This is a genomic window from Metabacillus sp. KH_069 (assembly GCF_057838075.1).
On the sequence record NZ_CM174460.1, the window covers coordinates 1360702 to 1377797 of the forward strand.

Here is a 17096-nt window from a genome sequence, read left to right on the forward strand (position 1 = left end):
TTAGAAAGAAAACAGGATACCTTGACTTATAGGTCAAGGTATCCTGTTGCACGGTTCAGTATTATACGCTTGGGCCTTAAAACCCTTAACCGTCATGAAAATCCTATTATTAATCAGCACTCTTTCGCTCAATTCTCTCAATAATCTCCCCAAGCTCCTCCGGCCGGTGAAACTCAATCGGTGAAACGCCTTTCTCAAACTGAATCGTATCGGCTTCAACCAAGAGCACATATCTGCCATTGATTTTCCCCAAGTGAATATTCTCGCCATAGTCTGCAAGCAATCCTTTAATGGAAGTTTCACCAAGCTTCATTTTCAGCTCAGCTTCAGGTGTGTGTTCGACAATCTGCGCTGCAGCTTCAATGACTTGATGGGTATCCAGACGCTCTTGAATTTCACGCTTTTCGCTGGCTTCCCAGATTTCCATGTCATGCTCGAACTGTTGGCGTTCCTGGCTGTTTTCTTCGTATGTTTCAAGCACGTGCTCCTGGACCATGCTCATGACTTGGGTTTTCATGATTTCCGGCATGGATTCTCCGTATTCGACGAATTTCAGGAAGTCTTCAAAGTAGCGTGCATGTGAGGCCTGATGAATTTTCAGCTCTCCCGGCTCAGTCATACCTTCTTCAGGCATGTACGGGTATTGGATGGATTTCATGTTTTTTGTTGTGATGGCCATCTGCACGTTGCGGATCAGGGTTGATTCATCAGAGATTGAGGCAACTTTCGGCTCAAAATCACATTTTAAGATGAACAGAAAAGTATCTTCAAAATACTTTTCAGGCGTGGCGGAAAGAACTAAAAAAGCCCCGCCCCGAACGGCACTTGCATCCAGATAAGCTCCCACAAATCGCTCGCTTGCTTCTTTAAACGAATCCTTTGTATCAGCAGTCAGCGCTTTATGGAAAAGGTTGTAGTTTGGGTTGGAATCAAGCTCATAGCCGGGTTCTACGACAAAGTATCCAAGTTTCGTCGGAACCTGTTCACTGCGCGGATGCTTCTCGACTTTGCGTTTGACGATTTTCTTCAGTTCTCCATCCAAGAAATCTTTCAGCGCGTTTCCTTCGTACTCTTCAGTTGTTAAAGTTTGAAAATGTTTATATTGTTTATTGGCATTCTCTTCTTTTCCATCCACTTGGATGAGGTAAAAAGAAAGATAGTTAATTTTAAATTCCATAGATTCACCTGCTTCTTTTTCAGTTCTTCAAGTGTAAAAGATTGGACTATGGCAGTCAATCTATTACAATGGCTTTATTAAAAGAAGAAGGGAAGTCGATTCTATGGAAAAGTTCAGAGCCCTTGTCATTGATAAGCAAGAGGATAAGATCCAATCGGAAATAAAGCCGCTGACGCTGTCAGACTTGCCGGAGGGTGATGTCACGATTAAGGTTGCATACTCCAGCATTAACTATAAGGATGGCTTAGCGACGCTTCCTGAATCGATCGTAAGAAATTACCCGATGGTTCCAGGCATTGACCTAGCAGGCACGGTCACAGAGTCCAGCAGCAAATCTTTTAAAAAGGGCGATGAAGTCATCGTTACAAGCTATGAACTCGGAATCTCTCATTTTGGCGGTTTCAGTGAGTTCGCACGTGTCCCTGCAGGATGGGTTGTTCCGCTGCCTGAAGGGTTAACGTTAAAAGAAGCAATGATTCTGGGTACTGCTGGATTTACAGCAGCATTATCCATTTTGAGGCTGGAAGAAAACGGACTGGCTCCTGAAAATGGAAAAGTGCTGGTTACCGGTGCAACAGGCGGAGTCGGAAGCATTGCCGTCGATATTTTATCTAAAATAGGCTATGAGGTTGCGGCGAGTTCCGGAAAAAAATCAGAGCATGCGTATTTAAAGCAGCTGGGAGCTTCAGAAATTTTATCGAGAGAAGAAGTTACTTCTGACGACGGTAAACCGCTTCGCAAACAGCTTTTTGCCGCTGCAGTTGATCCAGTCGGGGGAAAAACACTTGAGTATTTGCTGAGCGCAACTAAATACGGAGGATCCGTGGCAGTAAGCGGTTTGACTGGCGGAGCAGAGGTTGCAGCGAGTGTTTATCCATTTATTTTAAGAGGCATTAATCTATTGGGAATTGATTCCGTCTACTGCCCGATGGAAAAGAGGCTGACCGTCTGGGAGAGACTTGCGTCTGATCTGAAGCCGGCCAATCTTGATAAAGAAATTGTGAATGAAGTGTCTTTAGAAGAAATTCCGTCCATTGTTGAAAAAATTTTAAATGGGGAAGTCAGGGGCAGAACACTTGTGAAAATGTAAGAAGATAGAATTTTCAATTAAATCATTGCGTTTTCATTTGCTTATGTGTATAATCCAGTTAACTAAACGTATTTCACGCCTAGAGAGTTAGCCCTCTTGTGTCCCGTGATCTAGTTTATCACCAGCTTAAATAGGATTTTTTTCAAATCTGCTGATTTGTCTATGGAAGAGATTGATTAACGTTGACAAAAGCCAGCTGCCTTCAGTGTGCAGTTGGCTTTTTTTATATCTACAACCAAAAAGGGGATGGAGCAAATGATGAACTTTAATTTATCAGAAGAACAACATGCAGTAAGAAAAATGGTGCGTGATTTCGTAGATAAAGAGATTAATCCGAATATTGCAGAGTGGGATGCAGCGGGGCATTTCGAGCCTTCTATTTTGAAAAAGCTTGCAGAGCTTGGGCTTATGGGAATTTGTATTCCGGAAGAATACGGCGGAAGCGCCATGGACTACAACACACTTGCGATTGTGTGCGAGGAGCTTGAGCGCGGGGATACGGCGTATCGTACAGCCGTTTCTGTTCATACGGGTTTGAACAGCCTGACACTTCTGCAGTGGGGGAATGAAGAACAAAAGCAGAAATACTTAGTTCCGCAGGCAAAAGGTGAAAAGGTAGGAGCGTTTGGATTAACAGAGCCGAATGCAGGATCTGATGTGGCTGCGCTCCAGACAACAGCTGTTTTAGAAGGCGATCACTACATACTGAACGGTCAGAAGACATGGATTTCCTTGTGTGATTATGCGGATCATTTTCTAGTGTTTGCCTATACGGATAAAAGTAAAAAACATCACGGTATTTCTGCATTTATAGTAGAACGCACAATGCCTGGCTTTGATTCAAAAGCAATCAAAGGCAAGCTTGGCATCCGTGCCGGCAACACGGGAGAAATTTTCTTTGATCATATAAAAGTTCCGAAAGAAAACCTGCTTGGACAAGAAGGCGATGGCTTCAAAATTGCCATGTCTGCCCTTGATAATGGAAGATTCACGGTTGCAGCAGGAGCATGCGGTCTCATTCAGGCCTGTATTGAAGAAAGTGTAAACTACTGTCATGAACGGAAAACGTTTGGAAAAGAAATCGGAAAGCATCAGCTCGTTCAGCAGATGATTGCAAAAATGGAAGCAGGCTATCACATGTCACGTCTCCTTGTATTCCGCGCTGGCTGCCTGAAAAACGAAGGCAAGCGCAATACGAGAGAAACGTCTCTGGCAAAATGGCAATCCTGTGATTTCGCAAACGAAGCAGCGAACGATGCCGTGCAGATTCACGGGGCATACGGATACTCCAATGAATATCCGGTTGAACGCTTCTTGAGAAATTCAAAAGCACCGGTCATTTATGAAGGAACAAGAGAGATTCACACGGTTATGCAGGCGGAATACGTATTAGGCTACCGTGAAGATAAAGCGCTCTCAAACATGCTTCCGAGCTGGCCGTTTGAAGATGCAAAAGAGAAAGTAGAAAGCTAATTGAGGAACCCGCGGTTATAAACTGCGGGGATCTTTTTTGGAGGAAGATAATTACAAAGGTAAACGAACGGAACAAGATGAAAAGAGAATTTCAGAGGCACTTGAAAAATTTTCAACTTAATCAAATGGCAATATTACTTGAGCACTCGAATTGATGGGTGCTTTTTATTTGGGTTAATCAAAGTGTTTTATCGATAAAGCAGGATTCCCCCAATAAATAAAGAAGTAAGTCAGTATCAAATTGGGGTTTTTGTCGAAAGGAAGGGCTGCACGATGCACTCACAGACGATGTTTATTGCCGGACATGCTCGCTTGCCGGCAGGAATGGCTGCAAAAAATGTATATGACATGCTGACCATTACGGTTGAAATTGATAAGAGATATTCAGTAATTTTGGAAGCGTCCTGTACGCTTGCGACAGAACACGGAAGAGATTTCGTCGGACGTCTGCTTCGCGGCTATAGTCTTCAGCATGGGGTTGAAGAAGTGATCCAGCATGTTAAGGAAAATTACTGCGGGAAAGCGATTCACGCGATTGTTGCTGCATTGTCAGATCTTCATTTTCAGTATCAGCAGCTGAAAATCGAGAGGTGACTGCGATGAATGCGAAGATGATTGAAAGCATTCCTTTTCCATGTATTGTGACGTCCAGCAGCTATGGTATTTTGCACAGCAATGAGTTTGTCCTTCATTTCACCAGCCGGACAGACGTTCAAAATATGAAGGTCACCGAGTTATTTGATGTGTGGGAAGAATTAGAAGGCGGGAAACTGATTCATGCGAGCTGCGGCGGTTCAAGCTGTATTTTTATAAAAACTAAGCTTCCTGATTCTGATGATTTTCTATTTATTGGAACCGCTTCCACTGAACTTATTACCCTGATCAATGAGCTTAAGGAATCAAAGCGGGTCAATCGTGAACTGGACGCGATCATCGAAAATTCATATGACGGCATTTATATTACAGATAAGGAGGGTGTCACATTAAAGACGAATTCTGCGATTGAGCGGATTACGGGGATTCCGAAAGATTACTATATCGGGAAAAATGTGAATGCTCTCATCAGCCGGGGAATTCTTGAAAATTCAGTGACTCATAAAGTATTGGATAAAAAGCGGAGTGTTTCCGTTGTTCAGCTGAACCGCGCCGGGAAAGAAACGCTCCTGACCGGTAACCCTGTTTTTAATGATAAAGGCGAAATTGAAAGCATTGTGACAAATATCCGTGATCTCTCAGAACTGAATGATCTACAGAGTGCCTTGCGGAAAGCGACGAAATTGAATGACAGCTACAAAAAAGAGATTGAGCGATTAAAAGGAAAAACGGATGTGAGCGGAGATGTCATCATTAAAAGCGAAGAATTAATCTCCATTTATGAAACGGCTGACAGAGTGGTAAATGTAGATGCGACGATTTTAATCCTCGGAGAAACCGGTGTCGGAAAAGATGTCCTTGCCCGCTACATTTACAGCAATAGTGCCCGTGCAAAAAAGGGTGAGTTTATTAAAGTCAATTGCGGTGCCATCCCTGCTGATCTGCTTGAATCCGAACTGTTTGGCTATGAAGCAGGCGCCTTTACGGGTGCGAACAAACAGGGGAAACCGGGCATGTTTGAACTGGCTGATAAGGGTGTTGTGTTTCTGGATGAAATCGGTGAGCTGCCGCTAAGCCTTCAGGTGAAGCTCCTGCGTGTGATTCAGGAAAAAGAAATTCAGCGGGTAGGCGGAACGGCTCCGAAAAAAGTGGATGTCAGAATCCTTGCTGCCACAAATAAAGATCTGAAGGAAATGGTTCAAAACGGGGAGTTCCGTGAGGATTTATTTTACCGGCTGAATGTTGTTCCGATTCTGATTCCTGCGCTCAGGGACCGAAAAAGCGATATCCTGCCGCTTACGGAGCTTTTTTTAGAGAAAGCCAACAAAAGGTATGAGAAGAAAAAACGGATGGATGCGGCTCTCAAAGATTTTTTTTACACATACAGCTGGCCTGGAAATGTACGCGAGCTTGCGAATTTAATTGAAAGACTCGTTTTAATCAGCGAAGAGGAGTTATTAAAGATCCGGGATCTGCCTTCAGAGTATCAGCGCCAGGAAAGCCCGATCCATATTTCTAAAATTGTCACGCTGAAGGAAGCGGCTGAGCTTGCGGAGGAAAAAATCTTGTCGCTTGCGGTAAAAAAGTACAAAACAACTTATGAAATTGCGGAAGCGCTTGACAGCAGCCAGCCGACGATTGTGAGAAAGCTGAAGAAGTATGGACTCTGTTTTGAACAGCCTGTCCACTAAAACGCCTTCTGAAAAAAGGCATTTGCGAGAGCATCCTTCATACAATTGTCGAATATTAGCACATAATCTCGTGGTACAATAGAACATATTGAATCATGAGGAGAGAATCGTTATGGAAGAAACAGCTCGCACAGGCAAGAATTATACGGCGATTATCGTCACCCTTTCTCTTGTCGTCAATGCGATTATTCTGGGTTTGTTCTTTTTGCCGATCGGCTATGGCGGCGAAGTTAAATTTGATATTCATATTTTCCCCAGGATCAATGCGGTACTGAACAGTTTTACGTTTGTTTTCCTGGTCATTGCGCTTGTCTCGATTATTAAAAAGAATGTGAAGCTGCATAAAGGCTTTATTTTAGCCGCTTTTACTACGACATTACTTTTCTGTGTGTCTTATCTGACGTATCACTACCTATCAGTTGAAACGACTCGATTTGGCGGAGAAGGGATCATTCGCAGCATCTACTTCTTCATTCTCATTACACACAGTTTCCTTGCTGCCATCATTGTGCCGCTTGCCCTTTTTTCACTTGTATGGGGCTGGACAGGACAGCTGACAAAGCACCGCAAGATTGTCCGCTGGAGCATGCCGATCTGGTTATATGTAAGCTTTACGGGTGTGATTGTTTACTTGATGATTTCACCTTACTATTGAAAAGAGCTCATCTGGCTTGGTTCACAGGTGCAAAACAACCTGTATAATACCCTATCTGGCACACCATTTGAAATGGTGTGTTTTTTTTATTCAACCTTGTTTAAGGTAATATTAAAGCATATTTCTATAACAACAATTATATAATTAAATTCAATAATAATTTATTGCAAAACAATAAATGCGTGTTAAAATCAAATTAATAATAAGTAGGTGAGGTGCTTTTTATGAAACGAGAAACATTCTTTTTAAAGTTCGTTGTTGTTCTTATGGGACTTCCTGTTCTTGCTTTGTGTATATTTGTGTTGCCTGAGATAGCTGGATTTTTTGCAGAATTAAATCCGAAGCTGGATTTTTTGCAATATCCCTTTTTAATCGGTTTGTATGTAACGGCGATCGTATTTTTCACTGCATTGTACCAGACTTTTAAACTTTTAAGCTATATTGACAAGAATCAGTCCTTCTCGGAATTAACTGTAAAGTCTTTAGAGAATATCAAATACTGTGCCATTACCATTAGTGCGTTGTATGTGGTATTTATGCCGCTCTTGTATCTCATGGCAGAAGTAGATGATGCCCCGGGTATTATACTAATCGGATTGGTCATTATTTTTGGCTGCATGGCGGTTGCCGTTTTTGCCGCTGTTCTTCAAAAGCTGTTAAAAAATGCCATAGAAATAAAATCAGAAAATGATTTAACGGTCTGAGGTGAAAAACATGGCGATTATAATCAATATTGATGTGATGCTGGCTAAAAGGAAAATGAGCGTAACAGAACTTTCGGAGAGGGTTGGAATAACAATGGCTAACCTTTCTATTTTGAAAAATGGAAAGGCAAAAGCAATTAGACTCTCCACTTTAGAGGCGATTTGCAAGGCTTTAGAATGTCAGCCCGGAGACATTCTTGAATACCGAAGTGATGAAAACACTTAAGAATAATAGACAAGAAATTTCTCCAACTGGGGCATAATTGAACAACTGAGGGAACTCCGAAATGAAAACGGGTTTCTTCAAAGGCTCAAAACATTATAAAAAACATACAGGAACATTATTTAACACACCAATTAGTAAGCATAATTGGTGTGTTTTATACTTATAAGACCCATATTTTGATTGCTTGAGAGAGAATATAGTTGAATACAAGTTTTGGAAAATAAATAATGAAAAACTATAGATGCGATTTTCCTTAAAGGATTAGGCAACTATTTATTGAAATAAAGAGAAGGTAATGAAAAAAATCAAAAAAACTGATGTCGATATAAACAATTTTCATTCGTTGTCTTTATAGAGGAGGGAATCAATTGGGGGAAGGAGGAACAAACATATGAAGGAGTTTTTCATCCAGCACCGGATTGAGTCGGTTTGGAAAACGGAATCAGCTAAAATAGTTGCTGCCATAACTCGGATGGTGAGAGATTTGAGCATGGCGGAAGATCTTGTCCAAGACACATTGATCATAGCACTTGAACGCTGGCCGATCTCTGGTATTCCAGATAACCCTGGTGCATGGCTGATGACTGTGGCTAAAAGAAAAGCCATTGATGTACTTCGTCGAAAAAAACTGCTAGATCAAAAATATGAACAAATTGCTTACGAATTGAACACACAGAATGAGCCTGACTGGGCTGATGATATTGACGAGGATATAGGGGATAATCTGCTCCGGTTGATGTTCATGACATGTCATCCGGCATTATCCAAAAATGCCCGTGTGGCTCTTACACTGAGATTGCTCGGGGGACTGACAACAGAAGAAATCGCACATGCTTTTCTTGTACCTGAACCGACGATTGCCCAGCGGATAGTGAGGGCAAAACGAACACTCTCAGCGGCCGGAGTACCTTTTGAGATACCTCAGAAGTCAGCGTTTACGGAACGGCTTTCTTCTGTGCTGGAAGTGATCTATCTTATGTTCAACGAAGGATATTCGGCATCCTCAGGTGATAATCTGATACGGACGAATCTTTGTGATGAAGCATTAAGAATGGGAAGAGTTTTAGCAGAACTTATTACCATAGAACCGGAAGTTCATGGTCTTGTTGCGCTAATGGAGATACAAGCATCCCGATTTAAAGCACGAACGAATCCTGATGGTGAAATGATTTTGCTGCTGGATCAAAACCGCTCGTTGTGGAATCAGGAACACATCAGCCGGGGGATTGCCTCACTAAAAAAAGCAGAAGACTTGGGAGGATCACTGGGAATGTATGCTTTACAAGCATCTATAGCTGCCTGCCACGCCAAAGCGGTCTCACCAGAAAAAACCGATTGGGATAAAATTACTGCTTTTTATAGTGCACTTGCAGAAGTTGCTCCTTCTCCAGTCGTTGAATTGAATCGGGCAATTGCTGTATCGATGGCTTATGGAACAGAAGCAGGGTTGGAGATTGTTGATTCTCTACTTTCAGATAAGGTGTTGAAGAACTATCATTTGCTTCCGAGTGTAAAGGGCAATTTTCTCCTAAAGCTAGGGAGAAAGAGGGAAGCTTTTAAAGAATTCCAGCGTGCTGCTTCGTTAACCCAAAATGTACAAGAACAGAAATTTCTATTGAAACAGGCTAGAAATTGTATGGAATAAAAAAAATATTACAATTTAGTCGATTTTTCTGTTTGCTAATCGTTGTATTAGTATATACAAAAAATTTGAGTGATCTAGGAGAGATGATAATGATATTTTTATGTATGGGCTATTTTAACCCTGAAAAAATGGATAGTCGCCCAAGGGCAGAAATTGAGGCCGTTATGAGTGAATGCCAGCCCGTCGTTGAGAATTTTTATGAAAGCGGTAAGGTGCTGATTGATGCCGGTCTGGAGTCAGAGACCAAAACCTTACGCCGTGTGAACGGTAAGGTAATCGTAACAGATGGCCCGTTTACAGAAACAAAAGAGATGATCGGCAGCATATTCATTTTTGAAGCAGAGGGCATGGATGAGGCGATCCAGCTAGCCTCTCTTCATCCGACAACACAAATCAGCAGAGGGGAAGAGTTTGGCTGGCGCATCGAAGTCCGTCCTGTTCATTACTTTAAGAATGATAAATGAGTTACCATAAAAAGGGTGTTGTCTAGTAATCAATAATGGAGTACATCTTAAGGTAGTTCAGAGTGGGAAGCAAAGGCACTAAATATTTAGAAGATATTTTAAAGGTGCTTTTCTAATAGACGTACTTTTTATTATTAAATTTAAGGATTCAGTTAATTGTTATATTTTGTAATGATAAACGAACTTAACTTTTTATCAAGGAGATGACTTTATGACGATTGGTATTAGTATAGTTCAGGACGTTCTTGAAAATTACAAATGTGCCGTTTATGAAAAAGATGCTGAAAAATTCCTATCTGTCTATGCTGCTGATGTACACATTTATGATTGCTGGGGAAACTGGGAGTGTAAGGGTATTTCTTCATGGAGAGAAAATGTGATAAATTGGTTTAATGGTTTGAGTGAAGACGGAGCTTTATTAAAAGTAGATTTTCATGATTTAACGATTGAGGAAAATACTAATGTTGCATTTGTTCATTGTGCTGTTACGTTCGCTGCTTACAGAGAAAAATCTGGAGAGAAACTTCGTCAAATGACAAACCGTTTTACATTTGGCTTAAAAAAAGTAAAAGAGTCTTGGCTCATAACACACGAACATTCATCATTGCCAATAGATATGCAAACTGGAAAAGGTATGTTTAACCTAAAATAATCGAGTTAAGTAGTGGGGGAATAGTATAATACCTCTATTTTATTCCACAATCGGGCCGAATTATTTAAGTTATCTGTCTGACAATGCCTCTACAGTTGAAGAAGTCAAAGTTCCATAAGAATTTCAGCCAAAATGATAACTCGATGTTAAAAATAAAAAAAGATAGTAAAGAAAGGGGAAACGTAGAAGCGTTGCCCCTTTCATTGAATTATCGGACGTTTATCTGTCATACTAACATATGTGTTGAAAATAGCATTCTTTCCATATAAATCCCTAATAAATCAGCTCACCAGAAGCTCAGCAAATTGGTATGCTAATACTGTTAATTAATATGTTTGCACTCCGTCAGCCTGAGCTGAGCTTTTTTTATTCGCTTTTTGCAATAAATAAATAATCAGTCTGCGAGATCACGTCTATTTTTTCCCCGTTTTTTTCGTACGTTGTCAGCGCTCCCATCTGATCAACTTTCTTCCAGCCCCAAAGATTGATTGCAAGGAGATAGGCAGAGGGAAGGCCGTTCTCTTCTGAAGCAAGTGTCCAGCTGTATTCTTCATAAGCTTTTTCATCAGGTGACTCACTAAGCTTTGCACTTACTGGTACCGGGAAACCTTCTGCTATTTTGGAAGTTTGGTATAGACCGTAAAAATAGATAAGGACTGCAGCTATAACAGTACATACAAGAATAACTAACTTGTTCATCATTGATACAACGACCTCCACAAATAAAAGACTGCATACGCTTCCCAGCCCTTCCATCCTTCAGCAAGTTTGGCCAGTTCTCCGATTGACGGCTTTCTGTCTAATCCAAGCTGTGCTTTTATAGCATTTTGTAAGCCGACGTCTGAAATGGGAAAAGCGGAAGAATCGTTCAAGCTTTTCATCATGACATAGTCAGCCGTCCATGCGCCTATACCTCGAATGCTCAGCAGAAGAGATCTTGCTTCCGATTTTTCTAATTCAAGCAGCTTTTTTTTAGAAAGCCTGCCGCTTGCCATCTCTTTTGCAATACCAAGGATATATTCTGCTTTTCTTGTTGTGAATTGAAGTTTTTGGAGATCTGTCATTTCAAGTTCAGCAATCACTTCAGGTTTTGGGAAAAGCCACAGCCGCCATCCTTCAAAATCATGACTCTGACCGAAGTGTTCGATCAATCTCTTTTTAAGCGTATAGGCAAAATTCAGGTTGATTTGCTGGCCGATAATCGCCCAGGTCAAAGCCTCAAATAGATCAGGGATGCCAATGATCCGCAGTCCATAATGTTTTGTGACGACGGTTCTTAAAAGTTCATCCTTGTCAGACAGCTCATAAAAAGGCTGCATCTCCCTGTCTAAATCAAATAGATTCCAGATGTATTTTCCTGCTTGTACTCGGCTGAACTTGTCAGGAATATGATCAGGGAATTCAATAACTAGTCTTTCCTGCTTCATTGATACCTTCAGCAACATCTTTTTCCCATCGATTTCACTCCATTTCAGCAGAAAATCCCCTTGAACGCGGTGAAGGACTTCAGCTGCAGATCTTCCTAGAAGGACAAGACATTCACTGAAGGCAAAATCAGTTGGAGGGAGCAGCTCTATGTAAGTCTTATGATCCATCCACTTGCTTTGCGGAAAATCCGGAAAACATTTTTTGCATGGGCGGAATTGCTGGTTTTCCGCATCTGCTGGAGTTTCGAAAAAAATCACATTCTGAGGAAGAGGTTTTTTTGCATAGCAGGAGGGCAGACAATAGATTTTCGTCGTTTTTACACCGGTGTAAAAGACGCCGTCGAACGTTTTATCAGCCGAAAGCATAGCTTCAAGCATCGTGCTGCGGGGTAATGCAATCATGATTCCATCCCCTTTCTATTAAAAAATGATACCACTATTTTACATATTTTTGTATAATGACGTAGATTTCATTCCTTTGAAACTTTTCTTCAATCAGATTCCTCTAACATGTGAAAGGAGAGGAAAGCGTGAGTCAACTACATATTGTTAAAAAAGCAATAAAGGGCAATGAAGAAGCATTTGAAGAGCTGGTTAAAGCGGAAAGCGCCAAGCTATATAAAACGGCATTTTTATATGTCCGGAATAAAGAAGATGCATTAGATGTTCTGCAGGATACTGTTTGTAAAGCCTTTATCTCCATAGAAAGCTTAAGGCAGCCGGAATATTTCAGCACGTGGCTGACAAAAATTTTAATTCGCACGGCTTATGAACTTTTGAAGAAAAAGAAAAAAACAGTCTTAATGGAGAGCGCATTTCTTGAAAAAAAAGCTGTTGTTTATCAAGAGAGCGAGCTTGATCTTACCTTTGCCATATCTGCGCTGAATCAGAACTATCAAACCGTCATTATTTTATTCTATTACCATGATTTATCAATCCGTTCGATTGCAGAAATGATGAATAAACCTGAAGGAACCATTAAGACTTATCTGCGCAGGGCTAAAGCGGAGCTGAAACAAGTGCTAGAAGGAGGAGAGCTGTATGGACAAAAAATGGTTTGAGAACCAAATGGCCGAAATTGAACTGCCTGAAGATGAGATTTTTGCCGCCGTTTCACGTGGAATAAAGGCTGGCAAAGAGCAAAAGCGGAAAGACAGCCGTTACTCTGTGAAATCAGCAGCCCTTTTATCAACAGCGGCAGCATCCATTCTGCTCGCTTCCGGATTTATTTTTACGCCGGTAACAAACGTATTGGCAAGTGTCCCGCTGCTCGGTTCCATCTATGAAAACTTCTCTTTTTCTATCGGCAAAGAACTGGCGTCAGCTGAACTAGTAACTGAGCTGAATGAAAAGGCTGTAAGCAATGGGGTCGGCATTACGCTGACAAGTGTGTTTTTTGACGGCAATGTTATAGGGGTTACATTCAAGGCGGAAGGGGATTCTCTTCCTGAAAAATGGGTGGAGGGACCGAACGATCCTGCTTCGGGGTACGGACATCATCTCTTCGACGGCAGCGAATCAAAGCAGTGGCCCGGCTCTCATTCTGGGATTGTGAAAACGGAAGATGGATATATAGGCTCGATGGAATTCTATTTTCAAGGAAAGGAACTGCCGGCTGACTTTACGCTACCGCTGACATTTAATTCGATCGCTGGTCAAGAAGGGGAATGGAGGTTTGACGTTCCTGTGAAGCGAATTCCGAATGAAACGGCAGCTGTAAATGCCGAATCAAAGATCGGTGATGAAAAGCTTGTGATTCACTCCGTTACGAAAGGAAAAGCTGCCACTTTGCTAGACTATGAAACGGTATTGTCTGATGAACATGATAACTTATCATTCCGTGTAATAGACGATCACGGAAAAGAGCTTCCGCTTGGTCATGGAGATGTGATTAGCTCAGAAGTGAAAAACGGAAAAGTACATACGGTGCAGCGTTATCTTTTTTCAGCGGGATTGTCAGATGAAACCGAATACTTAATGGTTTATCCGGAAATTGAGCGGGATGAGCCGCGAACCCTGGCTCCAGTCGTTTCGCCGCCTTTCACTGCAGAGAGCAAACGGTTTGGGTATGAGCTGCAAGTAGATAAAGTGACTAAAAAGGATAACAGAGTCGTTTTAGACTATCGTATAAAACATGTCAATGGAGCGGATTACAAGCAGGACATTCTCAAAAATTTTGCTGATTCCATCTCTCTCCAAATAGGAGACACTTTCATTTATCGCAATAACGCCAAGCTGATCGATCCTGAAAGCCTGCACTTTCAATCCAATTTTAACGTTACAGCGGATGTTGATCTGAATGACTATTCTTTATCTATTCCCTTCGGAGTCTTCAGCATGAACGGGGAACCTGTGAAATTGCCTCCTGTTAAAGTGGAGCTGAAATAAAAAAGTATCTCAATCATCCAGGATTGTCCAATAAGTCTCTATATGAAGCAGGCAAGAAAAACAAATGTTATTTCCTGTCTGCTTTTTTCTGTAGGCTCTGTTCGTAAACTTTGTAGTGGATAGCAGCGGAAGGAACTTGACTCCTGCGGGAATTAGAGCGAAATGGGAGACCCCGCAGGCTCGCCGAGGAGGCTCACACGCTCCCCGCGGAAAGCAAGTTCCTCTCGCTGCAAGGAACGGACAACATTTATAATTGAAAACAATAATTATGTGAAAACACAGCCACTTCATTAATTCAATCCTGAATCCTCCGATTCAAAAATGAATCACAAAAACCCGCTTAAATCGACATGATTGATTCAAAAATGAATCTTCTTGTTAGAAAAATCCCGCTGCGCAAGCTTTCCCCCAGTTGGCACACTTCTTGCATCTACTAGAGTAAGAATTTAAAAGGGGGATTTATAGATGCAGGCAACAGTTACTCAAGAAATCGAACAAATGAAAAAAATGGTGAGAAGTTTTGTAGATAACGAGGTTGAACCATACGCTCAGCAGATTGAGGATGAAGACCGGATTCCAGACCATTTAGTAGAACAGGCGAAGGACCTTGGACTTTTCGGCATCAGCATTCCGGAAGAGTACGGCGGAATTGGGCTGAATGCGGTTGGAAAAGCAGTGGTGCTTGAACAGCTGGGACATACACATAACGGATTTGTCAGTTTGATCAGTGCCCATACAGGCATCGGAAGCACAGGACTCGTGAAGCTTGCTTCAGAATCATTAAAACAAAAGTATTTGCCGGATATGGCTGCAGGAAAGAAAATCGCAGCGTTTGCTTTATCAGAGCCAGGCGCTGGTTCAGACGCTACGAATCTCGCAACGCGTGCAGAGAAACGGGGGAATCAGTGGATTTTAAATGGGACGAAGCATTTCATTACGAATGCGCCTGTTGCTGATGTCTTTACGGTATTTGCCTTAACGGACAAGGAAAAAGGAGCGAAAGGCGGAATTACTGCATTTTTAATTGAAAAGGATTTTCCTGGCTTCTCGCTTGGAAAAAAAGATAAAAAGATGGGGCTGCGCGGATCTCATACAGCACAATTGATTTTCGAAGATTGCGTCGTGCCTGAGGAAAATGTAATCGGTGAAGTCGGCATGGGATATATGTCAGCGCTGAAAATTCTGAGCGAAGGCCGTGTGGGGCTGGCGGCCAGAGCAGTTGGTTCATGCGACAAGTTAATAGCGCTTTCAGCATCGTATGCAAAAGAACGGATTCAATTTGGAAAACCGATTGCCGACAATCAGGCGATTCAGTGGATGCTTGCGGATATGGCAACAGAAACAGAAGCAGCAAGAACACTCACTTATATGGCTGCATCGATGATTGATGAAGGAAAAAAAGTCATCAAGGAAGCATCGATGGCGAAGCTGTTTGCGTCTGATGTCTTCAATCGGGTAGCAGACAAAGCGGTACAGATTCATGGGGGCATGGGCTATGTTTCGGATTATCCGGTAGAGCGTTTTTACCGCGATGCCCGCATTACGAAAATTTATGAGGGAACAAATGAAATTCAGCGTCTGATCATTGCAAGACGAGTGCTGGAAGAAAATTGAGCAAGAGCGGATAGGGGGAGTTAGATGCGCTGGACTGTGCTTGTTTTACTATTCTTTGGGATGTTCATTAACTTTGCGGATAAATCGATTACGGGGCTTGCAGCTGTCCCGATCATGAAGGAATTTAATCTTTCGTACGCCGATTGGGGTCTTGTCGGCAGCAGTTATTACTGGCTTTATCCTGTAACAGGTATTTTTGGCGCAGCATGGGCTGACCGGGTTGGAGCTAAAAAAGTGCTCGGATTTTTGATGCTGACATGGGCGGTTTTGCAAATAGGCGTGCTTGCCATTGCAGGTCTCCCATTGCTTCTGCTGTACCGTTTTTTACTTGGAGCATTTGAAGGGCCGTTCAGCCCGATTGCTTATAACCATGCAAACACTTGGTTTCCTCCAAAGCTTCGCGGACTTGCCAATTCAGTTGTTGTATCAGGAGCTACGCTTGGTGCGATGGTAGCGGCGCCGATTCTAGTCGCGCTCATCCATATTTTCGGCTGGCGGATGGCTTTCGCGTTTTTAGGAGTCGCAAGTATTGTCTGGTTTGTCGCGATCCAATTCACTCGTGACGTCCCTCGGGCTGATGAACTGGAAGAAGACGAAAAACCAAAGAAAAAGCAGCTTGAGAAGCTTGATGTAAAAGCATTTTTACTGATGCTCTCTAAACCATCTGCTTTGTTTACAACGCTTGCTTATTTTTCAACCTACCTGCTTGTTGTCTGGTTTGCTGTGTGGCTTCCTGTTTACTTAGTGAAAATCGTCAACATGACAAATATTGAGATGGGTTATGCAGTTTCAGGCATTGGAGTTGTTTCAGTCGGCGTCTATATCGGGGTATCTGTTTTGTCGGACAGAATGTTTAAGCGGAATAAAGACTGGCGGATATCGAGGGTGTATGTAGTCGGCATGGCCATGATCATCGGCGCGCTGCTGCTTGCTTCTACGGCTTATATTACAAATTCAATCTGGGTTATTATCGCCATGTGTCTTGCTAAAGGACTTACGTATGGCATTTTAACGATAGGACCAACGATCATCATTCACCTGCTCCCTGAGCGCGGCGGTCTGATGACAAGTATTTTAACCTCATCAGGCAACTTGGCGGGCATTGTTGGACCTTTAATTACAGGCTATATCATTGGATTATCAGGTGAAAACAGTGCGGCAGGCTTTGATTTATCAATCATCTTCATGGCCGGGCTGATTACGCTATTCGGCGTATTGTTCACGGTTTTTGTAAGGCCTAATTCAAAAATTGACCTTGCCGCAGAAAATCAAGCCGCAATCGGAAAGTAAGGAGGA

At 42.2% G+C, this 17096-nt stretch carries 16 protein-coding genes and 1 pseudogene; 14 read left to right on the forward strand and 3 right to left on the reverse strand.

Annotation, left to right across the window (positions count from 1 at the left end; all coding sequences use genetic code 11):
* Positions 1–109 precede the first annotated feature (109 nt).
* Entirely contained in the window at positions 110–1177 is a 1068-nt protein-coding gene (locus tag AC3ISE_RS06765; protein ID WP_489223576.1) for a DUF3900 domain-containing protein, read from the reverse strand.
* A gap of 103 nt (positions 1178–1280) precedes the next feature.
* Between AC3ISE_RS06765 and AC3ISE_RS06770 the strand changes: the two genes are divergently transcribed.
* The 10 genes from AC3ISE_RS06770 (at position 1281) to AC3ISE_RS06815 (ending at position 10371) form a co-directional block, all read left to right on the forward strand.
* Entirely contained in the window at positions 1281–2267 is a 987-nt protein-coding gene (locus tag AC3ISE_RS06770; RefSeq protein ID WP_489223577.1) for an NADPH:quinone oxidoreductase family protein, read from the forward strand.
* A gap of 258 nt (positions 2268–2525) precedes the next feature.
* Positions 2526–3740, forward strand: coding sequence for an acyl-CoA dehydrogenase family protein (locus AC3ISE_RS06775; RefSeq protein ID WP_309192199.1), 1215 nt, complete (start codon positions 2526–2528; stop codon positions 3738–3740).
* A 273-nt stretch (positions 3741–4013) separates the two neighbouring features.
* A complete protein-coding gene (locus tag AC3ISE_RS06780) occupies positions 4014–4334 on the forward strand; it encodes a DUF3870 domain-containing protein (protein ID WP_489223578.1) in 321 nt (106 codons plus the stop codon).
* 5 nt (positions 4335–4339) lie between these two features.
* Entirely contained in the window at positions 4340–6025 is a 1686-nt protein-coding gene (locus AC3ISE_RS06785; protein ID WP_489223579.1) for a sigma-54 interaction domain-containing protein, read from the forward strand.
* A gap of 112 nt (positions 6026–6137) precedes the next feature.
* Positions 6138–6680, forward strand: coding sequence for a DUF420 domain-containing protein (locus AC3ISE_RS06790; protein ID WP_489223580.1), 543 nt, complete (start codon positions 6138–6140; stop codon positions 6678–6680).
* Between the two features lie 224 nt (positions 6681–6904).
* Positions 6905–7384, forward strand: coding sequence for a DUF2975 domain-containing protein (locus AC3ISE_RS06795; RefSeq protein WP_489223581.1), 480 nt, complete (start codon positions 6905–6907; stop codon positions 7382–7384).
* 10 nt (positions 7385–7394) lie between these two features.
* Positions 7395–7610: a helix-turn-helix domain-containing protein gene (locus tag AC3ISE_RS06800; protein WP_489223582.1), complete on the forward strand. Its 216-nt coding sequence runs from the start codon at positions 7395–7397 to the stop codon at positions 7608–7610.
* Positions 7611–8001: 391 nt separating this feature from the next.
* A complete protein-coding gene (locus tag AC3ISE_RS06805; RefSeq protein ID WP_489223583.1) occupies positions 8002–9255 on the forward strand; it encodes an RNA polymerase sigma factor in 1254 nt (417 codons plus the stop codon).
* An 89-nt stretch (positions 9256–9344) separates the two neighbouring features.
* Positions 9345–9719, forward strand: coding sequence for a YciI family protein (locus AC3ISE_RS06810; protein WP_489223584.1), 375 nt, complete (start codon positions 9345–9347; stop codon positions 9717–9719).
* Between the two features lie 211 nt (positions 9720–9930).
* Positions 9931–10371: a YybH family protein gene (locus AC3ISE_RS06815; RefSeq protein ID WP_489223585.1), complete on the forward strand. Its 441-nt coding sequence runs from the start codon at positions 9931–9933 to the stop codon at positions 10369–10371.
* A gap of 366 nt (positions 10372–10737) precedes the next feature.
* On the opposite strand, the gene AC3ISE_RS06820 is transcribed toward AC3ISE_RS06815, so the two are convergent.
* Both AC3ISE_RS06820 and AC3ISE_RS06825 read right to left on the reverse strand, forming a co-directional pair.
* Positions 10738–11073 carry a hypothetical protein gene (locus AC3ISE_RS06820; protein WP_489223586.1) on the reverse strand — a complete coding sequence of 112 codons (336 nt, stop codon included), beginning with the start codon at positions 11071–11073 and terminating at the stop codon, positions 10738–10740.
* Entirely contained in the window at positions 11070–12200 is a 1131-nt protein-coding gene (locus tag AC3ISE_RS06825; RefSeq protein WP_489223587.1) for an Ada metal-binding domain-containing protein, read from the reverse strand. The genes AC3ISE_RS06820 and AC3ISE_RS06825 overlap by 4 nt, the downstream gene beginning before the upstream one ends.
* Positions 12201–12328: 128 nt before the next feature.
* Here AC3ISE_RS06825 and AC3ISE_RS06830 point away from each other — a divergent pair.
* The 4 genes and pseudogenes from AC3ISE_RS06830 (at position 12329) to AC3ISE_RS06845 (ending at position 17090) form a co-directional block, all read left to right on the forward strand.
* Positions 12329–12924: pseudogene (locus tag AC3ISE_RS06830) on the forward strand (sigma-70 family RNA polymerase sigma factor).
* Positions 12840–14186 (forward strand): DUF4179 domain-containing protein, encoded by a 1347-nt coding sequence (locus tag AC3ISE_RS06835; protein WP_489223588.1) that lies wholly within the window; start codon positions 12840–12842, stop codon positions 14184–14186. The pseudogene AC3ISE_RS06830 and the gene AC3ISE_RS06835 overlap by 85 nt, the downstream one beginning before the upstream one ends.
* 465 nt (positions 14187–14651) lie before the next feature.
* Positions 14652–15800, forward strand: a complete 1149-nt coding sequence (locus AC3ISE_RS06840; RefSeq protein ID WP_489223589.1) for an acyl-CoA dehydrogenase family protein — start codon at positions 14652–14654, stop codon at positions 15798–15800.
* 24 nt (positions 15801–15824) lie between these two features.
* A complete protein-coding gene (locus tag AC3ISE_RS06845) occupies positions 15825–17090 on the forward strand; it encodes an MFS transporter (protein ID WP_489223590.1) in 1266 nt (421 codons plus the stop codon).
* The last annotated feature ends 6 nt before the right edge of the window (positions 17091–17096 follow it).